Below are 16132 nucleotides of genomic sequence, written 5' to 3' on the forward strand. Positions count from 1 at the left end.
ATCATGAATTGCAAGGAACACGTCTGACCGGTGTTTAGGCGGCTGACTTTTGCTCGTCAGTGACTTTGTGAAGCAGGTTAGTGACGATCGCCTGAACTGCTGGGGACGTTTCCAGTTGTTCGAATTTTGATGTAAAGACCTCCATCAAAAGCTCTCCTTCAGGGGTCGCGGCTGTATTGGTTTCAAGAGATGCCGCCAGCAGATCAACGAACGAACTGATTTCCTCATCGTCGTCACAATGCTCACCCGGGCTAATCTCGTCAATCAGGGAGCCCGTCAGGTCGAAGACATCTTTCTCATGTTTCAGCACATGTCGCGTCATGCCATTAACCGGGCTGAACTCCCAAACGGCAGGCTCGTAATTGATAGCATCAATTGCTGTGCGCGTAATGCTGCCGATATTGCACCACAGCGTGCTGCCGACTTGAACCGGTTCCTTGAACAGGTGCATGTGACCATTGATAAGGAGACTGCACCCTTCGATTTCAAACGGAGTGATGGCACCAGGGTAGGCTCCATCAAACGCGATATCATGGTGGGTCAGCCAGATAATACCGTCAGCTAGTGGGAATAGCGAGCCGACTTCCATCGGGATCTTCTGGCCATAAGGAGTGGCTCCAAGACCGACACGGACACCGTTAATCATGAACTCTTCGACTGGCCCGCTAGTGTCGCAAACGGTAAAGAGCCCTTCCGCAATCATACACAGGGTGTCGCTATCTGCCAGTCGAATGCCCTTCATGTCGTGATTCCCGACTTCTGCGATAGGCGGCGTCCACAGAGGGCGAACAAAACGACGTTTAAACGTCGTTTTGAGTGCCTCAGATTCCTCAACTGCCCGATGAAACACGTCTCCGGACAGAACGGGAATCAATTGACGTTGATTGCAGATCTCGACAGCCTGGTCGAGTTTCTTGAAAACTGTTTCTTGGAACGAAACATCCTTTCTCCTGCCGGGTCGACGGGTGGTCAGGTGCGCGTCACCGATGAAAAGAAAGCCGTTGGCTTCACGGAGGGGTGGCTTATGCCCACTTGAGTTCTCGGTGTTCATTGATGATTTTCCTCAAGAAGGTAGCCCGACGAAGTGAAGTGGTCGTGCTCCAGATGAGAGTGGCACAGTGGGCAACGGTTACCCATGTTAGAGACAATGTCGGCGATTTTAACAGCCAGCGCAGAGCGTTCATTCTCATACTTGCCACGCGAAGCACAAGCGTCCGCAAATGCCTGATTGGTCGCAGTCAAAGTTCGAGCGGTCGATTTCATTTCGTCCATGCTGACCAACTGAAGTGGCTTTGACGGCAACTCCTTCAGCACCCGGGTAACGCGTTCGCTTTTGTTTAACTCGATGGTCGCGTTTGCCAAACGGGAGGCTGCATCAATTGCCGGTTGGAGGCTTGGATAGTTCAGAGGGTTCTCTGGCAGGTTTTCAAGGGCCTCTCCAATCAGCTTAGCAGTACCGAGCTCAGATTTCACATGGGTGATTTGCGTCGCAAGTTGCCGCGCGCTCGACAGCCTAACAGCCCCTTCTTTGATGTCCGGCGGCGATGTAAGGTCAGACAGAGCCGAGCGAACGGATTTTGCCTTGCTCAGTAGATGTTGCCCTTCGTTTAGTTTGCGTAGAGCCTCTCTGGCCTGAGAAATAGCCGGGCCGACATCAAATAGGCTGGATTTCAATTCTTCAGCCCGTTTCAGATGGTTGCTGACATCTTTCAACCCCTCCAGATCCTTAAGACGACTCAGGATATCTGCGACATCGCGCTCGCCATCTTTTTCCACAAGCCGGTCGTTTGCACAGTCCGTTTTATAGGCCGCGATCATCTGGCGTAGGTAGTCGCTTTCTTGCCCGATTGACAGAACGGCAGCACGCTGGGACGGAGGGCTGTTGAGCAAGAACACTGGTTGCTTTTGATGATTCAACTGGATGTCCAGGTCATCAGCCTTCGCAATGCCAAGAACCGTTGTCACCCAGGATGGTGGCACCCGCCCGCCACCTTCGCAGCGAGTGCCTTCTTTCTCAACAACGTCGCCGTTTTCGTCGATCAGGCGCCAGAGGTTTACAGGATTGCGACGCCGCTCGCGCGACCACTGCAAAATCTGTCCGCGCTCCAGATGGAGTTCTACTTCAGCACGCTGTTCACCATTGCGAATATCTGCGTCCGATGTGTCTGAGCCACCATATGAAACTGCGCGGAGCAACTTCATAATCCGTGATTTGCCAATGTTATTGTCGCCGATAATGGCGTTCAACCCCGGGGATAGCGGGATGTAGACATCCTTGAAACTCGCAAAGTTGCGGATGGTTAAGGCCCTGATACCTGGTGTTTCAGGGCTGCCCCAATTGGTCGAGACATCGCTGTTATCCACCCGCAGGCCTTCAACCGGTGTTCCGGTGAGGGAAATGATGTTTGTTCCGTTTTCAAACAGCCGAATGTCATGGTGACTGATGACGATTGTCTGAAATTGCATTCTTTCCGAAAGCTGCTTCAGAACCCTATAGAATGACGGGACGCGCTGAGGGGCTACCCAGCAATCAGGTTCATCGAGCGCCATGAAGTAGCGAAGCCCGCTTTTGGCCGTTGCAATCGCCCGAAGGCCAAGACAGACAACGTTCGTGAGTGCGCCGCCGCAGTCATCCATGATATTATGTTTGTGCTCGCCCTGCTTCACAAAAATGTCGAGGGCTGGTAGCCCGCGCTCTGTGTAAAGATCGATGCCAATTTCGACATTCATCGGGAGCACGTCGCTGACCAGAGCGGTCAGCAGCCGGGTGTAACTGGAAATTGTCTTCTGATTGAGCTCGGTCTGAACCTTTTCGAGGAACGCTTCTGTCTCATCACGTAAAGACAGCCTTCCCTTGGCAAGTCCAACGACCTTTCGCAGGCTCTCCAGCCTTGCATTCAGCTCGTCTCGCCGTCCGAGCATCTTCGCATAATTCTGCCTTTGGTGCTCATGGATGGCGTAGAGTTCTGCAAGTTCAGACATTCCCGCCTCGTTCAGCTTTAACATCAGAAGCAGGTGGTACCTTCCCATTCATGATGTCAGAGATTTGATGCTGCAAACGGTCGAGCAAGGCGCGGTATTCTGCAAGTTGGGTTTGCTGGCGCTCTTCTTCTTTCTTGATGAACTCGGCAAGACCCGCCTCGTCTTTCACGCCGTACTTCTCACTGATTTCAGCCAGAAGATTGGTAATGGTCTCGGTGAGCCTTTCAACGTCGGCCTGCGTGCGAACGCTCAGGTCCCGAAGTTTCGCATAGTCGGCATTTGCCTGTTCAAGCAGCGTGACCTCTGACGTTTCCTTTGATTGGGAAGCAGTAATCGGGCGGCCGGTTGGGGCGAAAGGTGTCATTTCTGTTTTCCTTGACTAGACGTTTCAGGCGAAGATATATCCTGCCTTTTTTCTTGTCAACATACTTGAATGTGTTGGACTTAAGGAAAGTCCGTGCTAATTTTAAGGAAACTTCTGGAGACGCATCATGACCGTGACTGAGCGAAGCGCGCGCTTCTTGAAATATGCGGGGACCGTCGGTCTTGGCTTAGCCGTGTGCATGGCTGTAATCTCTCATGTGTTGGCAGTTGGAACAGCCATATCCAAAGATGCGCAGATGGACATCGCAAACGGCTGGATTATGGCTGAGCAGTTCGCATTTCACGTTCCTCTATTCCTTGGTGTGGTGGTTCTCGTTTCCGGTCGGCTGACGCTTAACCAGTTTCTCATGTGTGTAATTTTAGCGTACGTCTTTAACGAGTTAGGCGTTTTTCCCGAAAGGCTGCACGGTTTTTTTGAGGTCAATCACTTTTACCCTGATGCGTTCTATCACGGAAACCAGTCGGTAAACGTGCAGTATGCAATTCTGATCTTCTATGCCGCGCTTGCACCTTTGCTTTGTATTCGGATTTCCCTTAAAAAATTCCGGACCATCGACACGGTATTTGTCACGCTGATTTTCTTTACGATGATTGGCACAACCTTCATTTTCCATAAAATCATCGTGGAAAATGCCCTTAAAACAGCCATTGAGGACACACGCTACAACCGCATGCAATCAATGCAGCTCATCAGCAATCTCCCGACTGGGGATGCCTTCTCACGGCTCTTTCAGGACAGCTGCAACAAGATCGATGTCAGTTGCTTTGTCCTGAATCCAGGCGAACCTCTCCCGGCAGGAAAGCGGTATAGCGAGATGCTCCTTGAAATGGCGCGAAGTGTTCAGCGCGACACCGGGAACAATCAGGTTTTCTTCTCGCAGGCTCTGTATGTTGGTGGGCTGGAGGAAGAAATGTATGGCGAACAATATGTGTTTCGTCGCCTTCCCGATGGGACAGTACGATTTATCGTCGACACGCAGGACTACGGGATGATTCCGGCAGAATACAAGCCGTACTTCGCCATCCTGATGTTATGCGCACACATTTGGTGGGTTGGAGGCGGCACCGCCCTCCTATTCTGGCACAAGCGCAGGTTTAGGCGGCGTCAACGCATGAGCACCACCTCAGCGCCAGCACACTAGCATCCAGGACCGACACTTCGGTTTATCAGTTCAAGCTTCACTTCATCTGAAATGGATTGATCGTTGGTATAGACATAGACGGCGACATACGTGGCGTCCTGCGGCACCGGAGCCGTCAGACTTGATATGCCGGTGCTACTCAGCTCAAAAGATTGCTCTTCATGATAGCCTGCACCATCGACAGTTTGCACAACCGCTTTCGGAGGGTTTTCGAGACTTGTGGCGGGCGTGAAAGTGGAAATGAGTTTGTTGTCCCAAATGTAACCATCAAGACGCCCAAATCTGTGATGAGCTGCCTGTTTGCCGGAGACGGCATTAATGGTGATTGTCTGAGGCTCTGGTAAAAACGGGGTCCCGTCCCGCTTCAGCACTTCTACCGTAATATCACGGGTGCCATCGTCCGCGCCGAACTCATTAAGGTAGTAATTCAAATTTGCTTGGCATTCACCGTCATAGCACCACGCACGCCACTGTTCTTCGTGCCATGGCTTGTTAAACAAGTCCTTGAAAACGTAATTCTGTCCCTGCACTCCAGCCGTCACGCGATATCTGGTGGATGGATCTCGAATTATGAAGCCGGAAACGTCTCGTGCCTGGTCGCTGGGCACCTTCGGCTTGAGAGCAACAAGCGAGTGAAATGACACCTTGTACAGACCGCAGTCCAGCCTTTGCTCATATCGGTCGAACACCGTAACCGCGTCTGCCGGTAATTCATTGTCCATCGGAAGGTCGTCATCAACAACGTCGTCCACTTCTTCGGCGTGAAGCCCGAAAGCGACACCAAGGAAAATTATGGAAAAGACCAGCATTTTTCTCATGAGACCACCTTTTTCCTTGTAAATGAAAGGATAACATATATCCTTTGTCGAAAATCTCAAGGATAAACAGGCGGACCTCCATGCCCCCAGTTACGGCTTTCCGGCCCTCCGGCCTTTTTGGAAAACTGGCTCCCAAGCCGGTTTCCGCAAAAGTTGATCCAAAGGTCGTCTCAGCGCCTAAGCCGAAGAGTGCGCCAGGTTTGTTCTCTGGGGCTAAAGTTTCGGGTGGCATGGCTGCCCTTGATAAAGGACTAGGCGTATCTTCTTCTCAAACTTCCCAGCCCGCTCTATCTGGTGCCGTGGAGGCCCAGAAGATTGCGCACGCTCCTCCTCCAGTCGGAATTGAAGATTTCTCCGATTATATCGATTGGGTTACCGGGGGAACCATGCCCGATACTCCTGATATTGAAACTGCGATTGAATACTGGATGCAGTCTCCGACATCAAAGCCCTGAAGCGGCCCGCACGCGCTGTGAACCCCGACGTTCAAGGCTCGTGGTCTGCATATCCACATATCCCGTACAACCTCGTGAATGAAAGGCTTGCAGACATGCTTGCATCCAAGGACACCTCCGGCAGCGCACCGGCTAACAACAACCGCCGACCAAGACTGCCCAAAGGGGATCGGTGGTTACTCATTGTCACAATCATTGCCGTTTGCGCCAATATTTGTCTAGCGGTCGTTAACTTTTCTCTCATATGGACTGTGGGGTCAGAAGATCTGGGCTCAAAGGTTGAACAAACAGTCACCCCTCAGGCTGTCAGGGCTGCACTTCTTGAAAAGCCCGAAATTCTGGAGGAAGTTATCTCGGCATTGGCCGAAAAGAATGTGGCAAAGCAAAAGGTCGCGTCCAAGAAACTTGTTGAAGACCATGTCGATGAAATCTTTCTGGCAGATGCCAACTTCATCGGTAATCCGGATGGAAAAATTGTCATCGTGGAGTTTCAGGACTATCAGTGCGGCTTCTGTCGTGCCGCTGCTCCTGTCTTGCAGTCTGCTGTCGATGAAAATCCGGACCTCAAGGTTATTATCCGAGAACTTCCAGTAATTGATGACGTATCGGTATTTGCCGCATACGCTGCTCTCGCTGCGGGCGAACAGGGGCTATACAAGGAAATGCATGATGCCCTCCTCTCCAAAGGGCAAAAAATGACGGAAGAAGACGTTATTTCAGCGGCAAAGGCGGCCGGAGCGGACATGGAACTACTAAGCAAGAGAATGGCTAGTGATGACATTAAGGCAAAGGTAGAGCGAGACCTTTCGCTGGCGAGAACTCTTGGCATTAATGGGACGCCCTCGTTCATCTCAAGAACGAAGGGTATCATGTCTGGCTTTAAGGGCGCGGAAGAGCTTATGGCATTCGCTGACGCTAAATAAAAATTCAGGTTGAGAGGTGCGGCTCAATGTTGTTGCACCTCTCTTGCGACGGATCGTGTTGAGATGACTTGGCTTATCACACACACCGGGTTTAGATTATGACCACACCTTCCATTCAAACATTCAACGACCTGATTTTCTATGGTGATCCACACGGAAATTTTGACCCTCTGATTAAAGAGGTACGCAGTAGCGGCGCGCGCGCTGTTTTCCTTTTGGGAGACATGGAGCCGGACGCCAACATGGACGAGATTTTGGCACCAGTTTACCGCAAGGTTGGCTTCGAGAATGTCTTCATGATTCCTGGCAATCATGACTCGGACAACGAAATATTTTATCACCGGGTTTTCGGCTCTCGCCTGGCTTCCAACAACTTACACGGTCGCATCGTTACCGTTGATTCCATGAGAATTGCGGGGTTGGGCGGAGTGTTCAGGAAAAAGGTTTGGTTTCCTAAATTGGCCTTAGATGAACCATGGACTTACAAATCCCCGGAAGAATACGTTCAGAGAATCCCGCCACATGCGAGATGGCGTAAGGGGTTGCCGCTTAAGCAACGCACATCCATTTTTCCGTCAGAATTTCAAACACTATCTGAGCAAACATGTGATATCCTGATTACCCATGAAGCTCCTCTATCGACACAGCCCCGCAGTGGTTTTCAAGCAATTGATGAGCTGGCTCGAAGTATGGAGGCGAGCTTCTTGGTTCACGGGCACCTCCACATTGATTATCAGGCGCTACCAACAGAGAGTCTTAAGGCATGTGTAGTTGGTTGCGAGATGGCTCAGGTGAAGAGGGGTGCTGACATCAACAGGTTTCTAAATTGCTCTGTCGAACAACCCCAATACTCACCCATGTGACACCGGAAACACCATGAGAAATCTATTCGTTGCGACTTTCCTATCCTGTGTATGCTTCAGTTATGGCCTCGGGGCCCATGCGGGGGATGAATGGGGTAGTACGGAAAGATTGAGGCTCAATACTTTTGTTGATAACTCGGCAACTCTTGCAGGCGCGGTGTCTGTTTGCAAGCCGGTCGAGGCTGTCTGGATTGAGAAATGCAGTGTGCTGGTCTTGAACTCCTGGGACGTGCTGGGTTTTGGTCCGCAACTGTCGTCAACTGCCATGGCGAAGGTTCAAAGTGATTGGCAAAAGGCATTCTCGCGCTCTTCACTCGTTCAACAAACGGAAAAACCGGTGAGCTGCGGCTTGCTCCTCAAGAAAACGAAAGCATCGGTTTTGTGGGAAATATGCGGCCGCCCCAATAGTAGCGGGGATAGCGATAGTGACAGCGACGTATTCTCATTTCAGTAAGCAAAGCAACACGTTTTCCTTTATTTAAAAGAAAAACTGTTGACTTATCCTTATGCGACTGATTATCTAGCGTTGAACTTTCCAGAGAGGTAGTCAATGAAGCATGTCATTCAGGGCGTAACGTTATCCGCATTCGTTTTTGCCAACGTTCTTGTCGGTTTGGCATCCGTGGCAATGGCTAACGGCGGTGCGATCGTAATTCGCTCTGAGCCGCTACCCCCTCCAGAGCCACAGAAACTGGCTCCCCTACAAAATGCGGTGGCTCCCGCGCCGAAGCCTACGGAAAAAGCCAAGCCTTCGGTTCAAAAGGTCGAAGCTTCACCAAAGGTTGGGCCAGCCCCCAATCCAAAGGCGGATGTGTTTGTTCTTGACGAAATTCGACCGGAAATCTGGGTCGCTTCCGGTCGGGGTAACATTCGGGCCCAGCCGACGACGAGAACCGATATAGTGGGAAAGCTGGACAGCGGGGACAAAATCACGGTGCTCGGCCGCGTTCGTGACAGCGAGTGGTTCGCTGTAGAATACAACAATGACCTGGCATTCATTCACCGCTCTGTAGCAAATCCAACAGGAGAAATTGTTCCCGACCGGTCTGAGCCGTTTATTGTGTCGGAGAATGTTCAGTCTGAGGGTATTGCTGTCAATGCGATGGCAGTTGAAGAGCACGGCTCTTTCAATCCTGGCAAACAAGCTGCCGCCTGCGACATCTCTTTCTAGGGCAGCAAACGATTAAGAAAAGAGGCGCCTTCTACGGTGTCTCTTTTTATTTGTCCAGATTTTTGCTTAAATCCCCAAACGTTTCCTTGACATGGATTCAATTCTGGAAGGAAAATAATATAATATTAAGGAAAACTTTCGTTGGGGGACTTTATGCGGGCGATTAGCACGTTCGTTGCACTTGGCTTTGCGGTGGTAGTCGCGCAAAGCCCGCAACAAGCCTACGCCTCTGATCCGTTTACGCCGCCAAGCCCTGAGAAATCATTTGACGTTGATGAGTTAAAGGGGGTCATCCGGGGTGTCGTTTTGGATGTTTTGCTAGAACAGCGGAGCCAGGACGGGGCGCCGGTAGAAGAGCCCAGTGTCATGTCAGGTGTCGCAGGTGACACCTCGTTAACTGCGCAGGGCGGCTCGGAGGCGGATGTCGCTGGATCGGAGCCGCCAGCCAACGAAGTAGAGCGTGACCGCACTGTCGGAGCCACCTTGTTGGGTTGCAAGGGTTTCGTTGGGATGTGGAGAGAACCGGAAGCCGGACCAGCCAGCAACTCTACGACTTCGTCAAAAACATCAGTAAGTACGTCGCCCGTAAAAGCCGACCCCAAATTTGGAGTGATTTTCTATGCGATACCGCTCGCACCTGTACGCAATCCTTGCGCTGAGTAGTGTGCTATCAGGTTGCAACTCACTCCCTGATCCCGCGAAGATGCCATACAATGAATCCCGAGATGAGGCTATTGCATACATTGAGTCAGCCGGGCTTCCGCCAATCCACTACGTGAAGACCAGTAATGATGGGGTTGATATCGGCTTTAACCGGCTTGGTATCCCTGAAGAATATGCAAAGCGCAAGATGGAAATCCGTTTCCCGGCGGGTCCGGGGACGCTGGAGGATCTTGTTTACGCACTAGATCTTGAGAAAATCCCAATCGTGTTTCGTTGGGAAAACCCGGATGCCGAGGAACTCCTTGAACGCCGTATTCCTTTCACGCGATTTTCGGGAACTGTCGAAGAACTCATGAACACCCTTAGTGCCGGGCTTGGCATTGCTTTCTGGGGTGAGTATGGCCGGATCTATATTTCGGATATGGACCGTTTTGCGGTGGCGTTGCCCCAGAATGAAGACGTTCTGTCTGCTGTTCAGTCCGAACTCGAATTGCTCGGAGCGCATGATATCGTTTCTTCGTTGCGCGGCGGAACGATCCTCTATAGCACCTCTCCGCAAAATCAGCGCGAGCAGATTGCTCCATACCTCGAGCGCATGGTGAAAAACCTGTCCATGATTACCATGCAGGTGGCCGTAGTGAGTATTTCCATCACGGATAACTCGGCGGCTGGATTTGACTGGGCGGCTCTAAGCGGAAAACTTGATACGCGCGCTTCTGCCATATCGAAGCTCAAAAGTGGCGTGTCCAGATCTACTGGTTCGTCGTCGTCTGATGGTGACAGCGATAGTGATTCAGATACCGACAGCGATAGCTCGACTGAGTCGGAGTTGGGGACCATTATTGATGTGACGGCGAAAGGACTTTCGTTTGGTCGGACAAGCCTGGGCTCAGTGTTTGGCGCCTACGGAGCAATTGATGTTGCTGGTGCTATCGCGTTCCTTTCTGAATTTGGTCAAACCAAGGTGACGCAGAACGTAGAGCTTCGCACTCTTTCAGGTAGCGAGGTGAAGCTTCGGAGTGGACAGGAAGTCCCATACGTTTCAGGCATTGGCTCGACATCCACTGGCGAAAACACCAGTAGCAACGTTGAAACCAGTACGGTTCAAACCGGGATTACTCTCGGTGTCGTGCCGCATTTCGACTGGCAGACTTCAACGGTAACAGTGGATGTCGATCTGGAACTTAAAGCGGTCCTTGATTTTATTGAGGTCAACGCCGGAAACGATGTTGGAAGCTTTACACAGCCGTTGACCCAGGACCAGTCACTAACAGACATCGTCAGGATGGTGGCCGGGCAAACGGTTGTCATCGGTGGCTTGCAGTACGACAGCGTATCTGGCGACGCCAATGAGCCGTCGTTCCTTCGTAAGTCAGGTAGTCTGGAATCCACTTTCGGCAAGAATTCGCGTGAGGTGAGCCGAACAGCCCTATTTATTATTATTCGGCCGACAGTGACAATTTATGGTGACGCTCCATCGTCCGAAATCGCCAAGGATGCTGAACAAGCCAAAATGGTGTCCGCAGAGCCCGAGGTGACCCCATGACGCTTCCTTGGAGCCGCAAGAAGGAGACAATGGAGAAGGAGACGCGAAAGCGCGCGCCTTTGTCCGTTGCATATGGTTTCGTAGAAACCGATGACAAAAAAGCGGCCATTGCTGTGGCAAAGGGCTACATCTTCAAAAGAATTGACGCCCTCTCTATCTGTTACTATGCGGTGGCCAGGTTCGACACAGGATATCTTTGGGAAATTCACGAGGGTGGTGCCGGTGTGTCTTATCTGCCGAGTGTCGTCCGTCTCCTCGCTGAAAATCCTGGTTCCAAGGTATGGGTTCCCTGTGGTGAGAGGGTTTTCGAAATCCTTTTAAGAGGGAACAAGCCCCTCTGTCTCCTGCTGCCCGCGGCTCAGGGCGAGTACGCCGTCAAAAACGGCATCCAGGCAGAAGAAAAAGGGAAGATGTCGCGGTATGAAAACCGTGGTCTGGTACTATTTTCTGTCGGGCTTACTGTGTTCCTTGCAAGCGCTGCGCTCTGTGCTGCGACAGGCGCTGGCGTTTGGAACGCTCGTATTCCTTCCATTGTGGACAGGCCACTCAAGTTGCAGTCTGCTCCTCATTTCCAATGGAAAAATCTTTCGGGCCTTGCCGAACAGGGGCTTTATGTCGACAAGCTTGAATATCAAGCGGGTAAATGGAGCATCATCACCAAGAAATTTCCAGAACCCGTCGACGAGAATGAACCAATCTCTCTAGGCGATACTTCGAACAACGGGGCGACTGAGCACGATGGGGTTGAGGCGCGCGCAAGCGGACCGGCCACCCTCTCCGTACCGGAACAAGTCGAGGCTAACACTCCAGGTATCGTTGGGGGCATGGAATGAAGCTGAACCATTTGCAGTGGTCGGGTGTCGTTTTCCTTACTTTAGGTACCCTACTCCTTCCTCTTTCAGGATATAATCTTTACTCAGCTCATCTTTCAAAAGTGAGCAGCGACAGGGTTGCGCAAACTGTCTTAAGTTCTTGCAAGCGGGAAATGGGTCAGATGGGTAGACTGACGATATCAGGAAGCATCCTCTCAGTGACCGTGGACGATGTCGCTGATCCGCAGGCAGCACTCGCAGATGCGACTTATGCTTTAGCAGCTTGTCCTGCATCCACTATCGAAACGTTTTGCTTGGGCAGAGGTTGTAGCAACGAGTTGGGTGCAGAACGGAAAATCACTATGTCGCTCCGGGTCAATCCGTTGAGTGCGTTGCAAGCGGGGAATTAAATGCCGATTTTACTGAGAAAACTGGCGAAGATTGACTGGGGATGCTGGCAAATTCAGGCGTTCGACTGGTCGATGGTCGTATTATCCTTTGTGGTCGCGATTTATCAGGAAAGTGAACTTCTTTTTTGCTTTGCTGTGCTGGGAGCGATTGTCAGCTACCTTCGACCGATGCTCTGGCTACAGAGAAAGATTCTAAAATACAAAGTAACACGGACGCGATAAGCGGCGGGGCAAAATGTTTTCCATCATCATCCTCGGTTTCATAGGGATAGGTATAGTCTCCGTCGTCGGGTACGCTGTTCTGTCACTCATCCATAGCATGCAGAATATGCTCTTGGTTACGCGCAATGCTGATCAATTGGAGGTGGCCGCTGATTTGCTACGAAGCTCCATGCAACCAATTGAAAGCGTTTTGCGTCCTCCATTTGGAACCAACGTGGAGTTTGGCGGCAAAACCATTTTGTCGCTACCGAGTTGGCTTGGGGTCGCAACCCGGACACCATGGGGAGTGCCATATGCATATTGTCCCTATGCACCGGATGTTCTCGCCACCCGGAATGACAGAGATGTTCGGTATGGCGATGGAACTGTCGGGTATGCGGTCGATGTTGAAAGTGTAGGTGGTCGCGAGTACGTTGTTGGGAGTGATGCGCCGCCAGCGGCCCTCGCCGACCTGGCTCCCGTCATGCTAATTCTGTCGCCATCACCAAACGGCACGATGCCCCCAAGGTGTTCTGACGTCATTGTCAGTAATGGTATTCCCCGGATTGACCCCAACTCTGCAATTAGTGGTTCCGTTGTTACGGTCTCGCAAGCATCCCTGTCAACGGGCATTGAGCGAGAGAACCTGCTCTTTGTAGCGCCATCGGCTCTTGGTGTGGCTGATGGCATGCGGCCGGTCTCGGCGATGTCCCTCGCCCAAGCTTTTGACTACTGGAGGCAAATGCGTCCCAAATCCCTGACAATCAATTTGGCAGCGGGAACCTACTCGGTCGGAGCTTCAGACATCTCGGCAGATAGTTCGATGGTCGGCCGGGATCTGACATTGGTCGGCAACGGTGTCGCCAGCATCAATTCATCCGGTGGCTCAATTGCTCTATCCGTTCCAGGAGATTTGACGCTCGACGGTCTTACGCTAGGCGACGGCGTTGCGCTCAATGGTCAGGCATCAAGTCGTGTTGTACTCATTGACAGCTCACTGGACACCCTGTCGGGCAAAAGTGCAGACGTGACTGTTATTGGAGATGTGAGTGTCGCTGGTGCAGGTTTGGCAACAAATAGTCCAGCTGTGCGCATTTCCGGGGGACGTTTGGACATCGCGCAGGGGACGACATTCAGCATCTCATACCCTTCCGGGGTTGGTTCCGGCGGCTCGATGTTGAGGGTCGATGGAGGTGCTGTTGCCACATTCGGTAACGGCAGTACGCTGGTCTTGAATGCACCTATCTCCAGTCAGTATGGCGTTTTGTTGGACGCAGGTGCCTCTGCAAACTTCTATGGTACGAACATTAGGCTCAACGGGAGCTTTACCGAAGCATTGTCGTCTCGGGGCCAGTATCTAGGCTTATTTGGCTCAAACGTTCTACCTGGCTCCGGAGGGATGAACGTATTGGCTTTCATCGGGCTCTATTCAGGCTCTCTGGATGTCAGATCCTTTGCCAGTGGTTCCGCAGTGTCATTCGGTTCGCTGTCGGCGAAAGCGGTCAACGGCGTAATCGCGGGTGGTGGCGCTTCTCTAAATGGTGACAGTAACGTCGACTTTTACACCACAGGCGATTGCTTTACCGGTGACCTTTTCGGAGGCGTCTCTAACACTGCCGCCAACGACAATGTCATTGATGCGTTGGCCGTTCTAAATCAGGCATCGTGGAGCTGCAAATGAACCAGACAGTATCAGCCGTTGCCGCGGCTCACGGTGTTGAGTCTCAGGATGATTGGCATGACAGACTTCTTGACACTTTGGTCAAGAGGGCTTTGATCAAGCCAGAAATGGCTCATGCGGCCAGGCTTGAAACCAAGGTTACTGGAGAGAATGTCGGAAACATTCTGGTGCAATCCGGTTTCCTTCGCTATGGAACACTCATTGAAATTATTCTTGAACTTGATAATGAAAGGATTATTTCCGAACAGGTATCTGAGTCTCGTATCCCTTCGGAGACTCTCGACGAACACTCAATTCTGATTTCTGCTGAAACAGAAACTGACATCTATGTGTCAACATCTCGCGATGAAGAACTCGCGTATGAGGTGGTGTCTCGCTACTACCCGGAGAAAGCCGTAAGGCCAGTGCCCTTTTTCCCGGACCGTATCGAGCATTTCATTAGCAGGGTCGCCAATAACAACGCAAAGCTGTCGGATGTTCTGGACAATACCCCGCATGAAGAAATGCTGGAAATGCTCGTGCGAAAGGCAATCTCGCTGCGTGCATCTGACATCCATATTCAGCCACAAGCCAATTGCTACAGTGTATTCTACCGCATTCTCGGTGTTCGTGAGCTTATTCGAAAGGGTTCGCCAGAAGAATATCTCACACTGATTTCCCAGGCCAAAGACCGCGCCCGTCTTGATTTGGCGGAACGCCGACTGGACCAAGATGGAAGTTTTCAGATTGAACACAATAACCGATTGGTTGACCTGCGTGTTGCAACCCTTCCTGAAGTTGAGGGGGAACGTATGGTTATCCGAATTCTCGACCCGGACGAAGTGCGCCCGAGGCTGGAAGATTTGGGTATCTCCAGATTGGAAGAATGGCGCCGGGGCGCTGCCAACATGCATGGTCTTTGTCTTATTTGCGGTCCTACCGGGTCCGGAAAGACAACGACTTTGAACTCTACTATTCGAAGCCAGGACCGCTTTGGCAAGGCCATCTATAGCGTTGAAGACCCGGTGGAGTACCGTATTCCCTACATTGGTCAGGTCTCAGTCAATACAGCAACTGGGCAAGATTTTTCCAGAACAGTGCGCGCATTCATGCGTGCCGATCCTGACGGGATCATGGTCGGGGAGATCCGAGACCCAGATACGGCACGAAACACGATAAAAGGGGCTGAGACAGGACATATCGTATTCGGAACGCTACACACTGGCTCTATCCAAGGAGCGCTATCTCGGCTCAGGGATCTAAATGTGCCAAGTGGCGACCTTCGGTATGTTCTGCGTGCTGTTCTCGTACAGCAACTGCTGAGGACTGTTTGCAAAACCTGCGGTGGTCACAAACACGCCATTGGTGAGGGAGCTTGCCCGACATGTCGTGGTACCGGCTACAGTGGAAGGACGGTGGTATCCGAATGTGCGTCGTTCGCTGACGAAAATGAAGTTGACGCCTTGATTGCGGGAACTCGAAGCTGGCCAACAATGGCAGAAGATGCTTACGACAAGGTCAAGCAGGGGATAACAACCAAAGAAGAAGCCATTCGTGTTTTGGGCACTCAGTTTCGCAAGTTATTGAAAGACAGAGGGGAGGAGGATTTCTAATGCATTGTCTTCTTCCTGCTGTCCTTGCGATAGCCTTTGTCGCTGGGATCTTGGCGGCCGGAATGAATTATGTTTCACCTACCGCTTTCGCGCGCTCAGAGATGCGCGTGATTCTTGCCACCGGGTTTTCAGCACTGTCGCAAGGTATCGCAGCCTATAAAGTTGCTATTCGGGACGTTCCTATCGCCAAGCCGGATGGCACTCTGCCGAACGACCTCATTTCCGGCTATGTCACAGCACCGCGCAATCTCGATGGAATGGCATGGTCATACGGGACACAGCCAAGAACATGGGTTTGTTCCTTCGGGTCAGTCACTGAAAACCAATGGAAGGGGATTGTGGCGTTTCTTGAGGGAGACAGCACTGGGCGCGTCGGTATGTCGACATCTTCATGTGCTGATTTCAACCCAGACGGAAGTCCAAAAACCAGTCCAGAAACGCCGGTGACTTTTCCCACAACCGTGTTCGTGAATTTTGCGATTTGAGGCC

Annotated in this window: 17 protein-coding genes; 13 read left to right on the plus strand and 4 right to left on the minus strand. The window is 51.7% G+C overall.

The features are described from left to right. Positions 1-34: 34 nt before the first annotated feature. The 3 genes from TH5_RS02025 to TH5_RS25255 are packed head-to-tail and all read right to left on the minus strand — an operon-like array spanning position 35 to position 3346. Positions 35-1051, minus strand: a complete 1017-nt coding sequence (locus TH5_RS02025) for a hypothetical protein (protein WP_114120470.1) — start codon at positions 1049-1051, stop codon at positions 35-37. Then, positions 1048-2982 (minus strand): ATP-binding protein, encoded by a 1935-nt coding sequence (locus TH5_RS02030; protein WP_167443441.1) that lies wholly within the window; start codon positions 2980-2982, stop codon positions 1048-1050. The genes TH5_RS02025 and TH5_RS02030 overlap by 4 nt, the downstream gene beginning before the upstream one ends. Then, positions 2975-3346 carry a hypothetical protein gene (locus TH5_RS25255; protein WP_097052857.1) on the minus strand — a complete coding sequence of 124 codons (372 nt, stop codon included), beginning with the start codon at positions 3344-3346 and terminating at the stop codon, positions 2975-2977. Before TH5_RS25255 ends, TH5_RS02030 begins: the two co-directional genes overlap by 8 nt. A gap of 127 nt (positions 3347-3473) precedes the next feature. Here TH5_RS25255 and TH5_RS02040 point away from each other — a divergent pair, with 127 nt between their 5' ends. Then, entirely contained in the window at positions 3474-4508 is a 1035-nt protein-coding gene (locus TH5_RS02040; RefSeq protein WP_114120473.1) for a hypothetical protein, read from the plus strand. Here TH5_RS02040 and TH5_RS02045 read toward each other — a convergent pair. Then, on the minus strand, positions 4505-5326 hold the full coding sequence (locus TH5_RS02045) for a hypothetical protein (RefSeq protein WP_114120474.1): 822 nt from the start codon (positions 5324-5326) through the stop codon (positions 4505-4507). The two genes, TH5_RS02040 and TH5_RS02045, sit on opposite strands and share 4 nt — an antisense overlap. An 80-nt stretch (positions 5327-5406) precedes the next feature. Here TH5_RS02045 and TH5_RS02050 point away from each other — a divergent pair, with 80 nt between their 5' ends. From TH5_RS02050 to TH5_RS02105, 12 genes are all read left to right on the plus strand, one after another. Beyond that, positions 5407-5781: a hypothetical protein gene (locus tag TH5_RS02050; RefSeq protein WP_114120475.1), complete on the plus strand. Its 375-nt coding sequence runs from the start codon at positions 5407-5409 to the stop codon at positions 5779-5781. 95 nt (positions 5782-5876) lie between these two features. Further along, the gene (locus TH5_RS02055; protein WP_114120476.1) at positions 5877-6704 is read left to right on the plus strand and encodes a DsbA family protein; all 828 of its coding nucleotides are present in this window, start codon (positions 5877-5879) and stop codon (positions 6702-6704) included. Positions 6705-6802: 98 nt separating this feature from the next. Then, positions 6803-7567 carry a metallophosphoesterase family protein gene (locus tag TH5_RS02060; RefSeq protein WP_114120477.1) on the plus strand — a complete coding sequence of 255 codons (765 nt, stop codon included), beginning with the start codon at positions 6803-6805 and terminating at the stop codon, positions 7565-7567. 13 nt (positions 7568-7580) lie between these two features. Continuing rightward, the gene (locus tag TH5_RS02065; protein WP_114120478.1) at positions 7581-8021 is read left to right on the plus strand and encodes a hypothetical protein; all 441 of its coding nucleotides are present in this window, start codon (positions 7581-7583) and stop codon (positions 8019-8021) included. A 96-nt stretch (positions 8022-8117) separates the two neighbouring features. After that, positions 8118-8738 carry an SH3 domain-containing protein gene (locus TH5_RS02070; protein ID WP_114120479.1) on the plus strand — a complete coding sequence of 207 codons (621 nt, stop codon included), beginning with the start codon at positions 8118-8120 and terminating at the stop codon, positions 8736-8738. Positions 8739-9441: 703 nt separating this feature from the next. After that, positions 9442-10947 (plus strand): type II secretion system protein GspD, encoded by a 1506-nt coding sequence (locus TH5_RS02075; protein ID WP_167443442.1) that lies wholly within the window; start codon positions 9442-9444, stop codon positions 10945-10947. Continuing rightward, on the plus strand, positions 10944-11780 hold the full coding sequence (locus TH5_RS02080; RefSeq protein WP_114120481.1) for a hypothetical protein: 837 nt from the start codon (positions 10944-10946) through the stop codon (positions 11778-11780). The genes TH5_RS02075 and TH5_RS02080 overlap by 4 nt, the downstream gene beginning before the upstream one ends. Then, on the plus strand, positions 11777-12169 hold the full coding sequence (locus TH5_RS02085; RefSeq protein ID WP_097052867.1) for a hypothetical protein: 393 nt from the start codon (positions 11777-11779) through the stop codon (positions 12167-12169). Before TH5_RS02080 ends, TH5_RS02085 begins: the two co-directional genes overlap by 4 nt. Beyond that, positions 12170-12391 carry a hypothetical protein gene (locus TH5_RS02090; RefSeq protein WP_097052868.1) on the plus strand — a complete coding sequence of 74 codons (222 nt, stop codon included), beginning with the start codon at positions 12170-12172 and terminating at the stop codon, positions 12389-12391. A gap of 13 nt (positions 12392-12404) precedes the next feature. Next, positions 12405-14051: a hypothetical protein gene (locus TH5_RS02095; RefSeq protein WP_114120482.1), complete on the plus strand. Its 1647-nt coding sequence runs from the start codon at positions 12405-12407 to the stop codon at positions 14049-14051. After that, on the plus strand, positions 14048-15643 hold the full coding sequence (locus TH5_RS02100) for a GspE/PulE family protein (RefSeq protein WP_097052870.1): 1596 nt from the start codon (positions 14048-14050) through the stop codon (positions 15641-15643). The genes TH5_RS02095 and TH5_RS02100 overlap by 4 nt, the downstream gene beginning before the upstream one ends. Beyond that, positions 15643-16128 (plus strand): hypothetical protein, encoded by a 486-nt coding sequence (locus TH5_RS02105; RefSeq protein ID WP_114120483.1) that lies wholly within the window; start codon positions 15643-15645, stop codon positions 16126-16128. Before TH5_RS02100 ends, TH5_RS02105 begins: the two co-directional genes overlap by 1 nt. Positions 16129-16132: the final 4 nt, after the last annotated feature.

It is taken from the genome of Thalassospira xianhensis MCCC 1A02616 (assembly GCF_003326475.1).
In the GTDB taxonomy this organism is placed as follows: domain Bacteria; phylum Pseudomonadota; class Alphaproteobacteria; order Rhodospirillales; family Thalassospiraceae; genus Thalassospira; species Thalassospira xianhensis.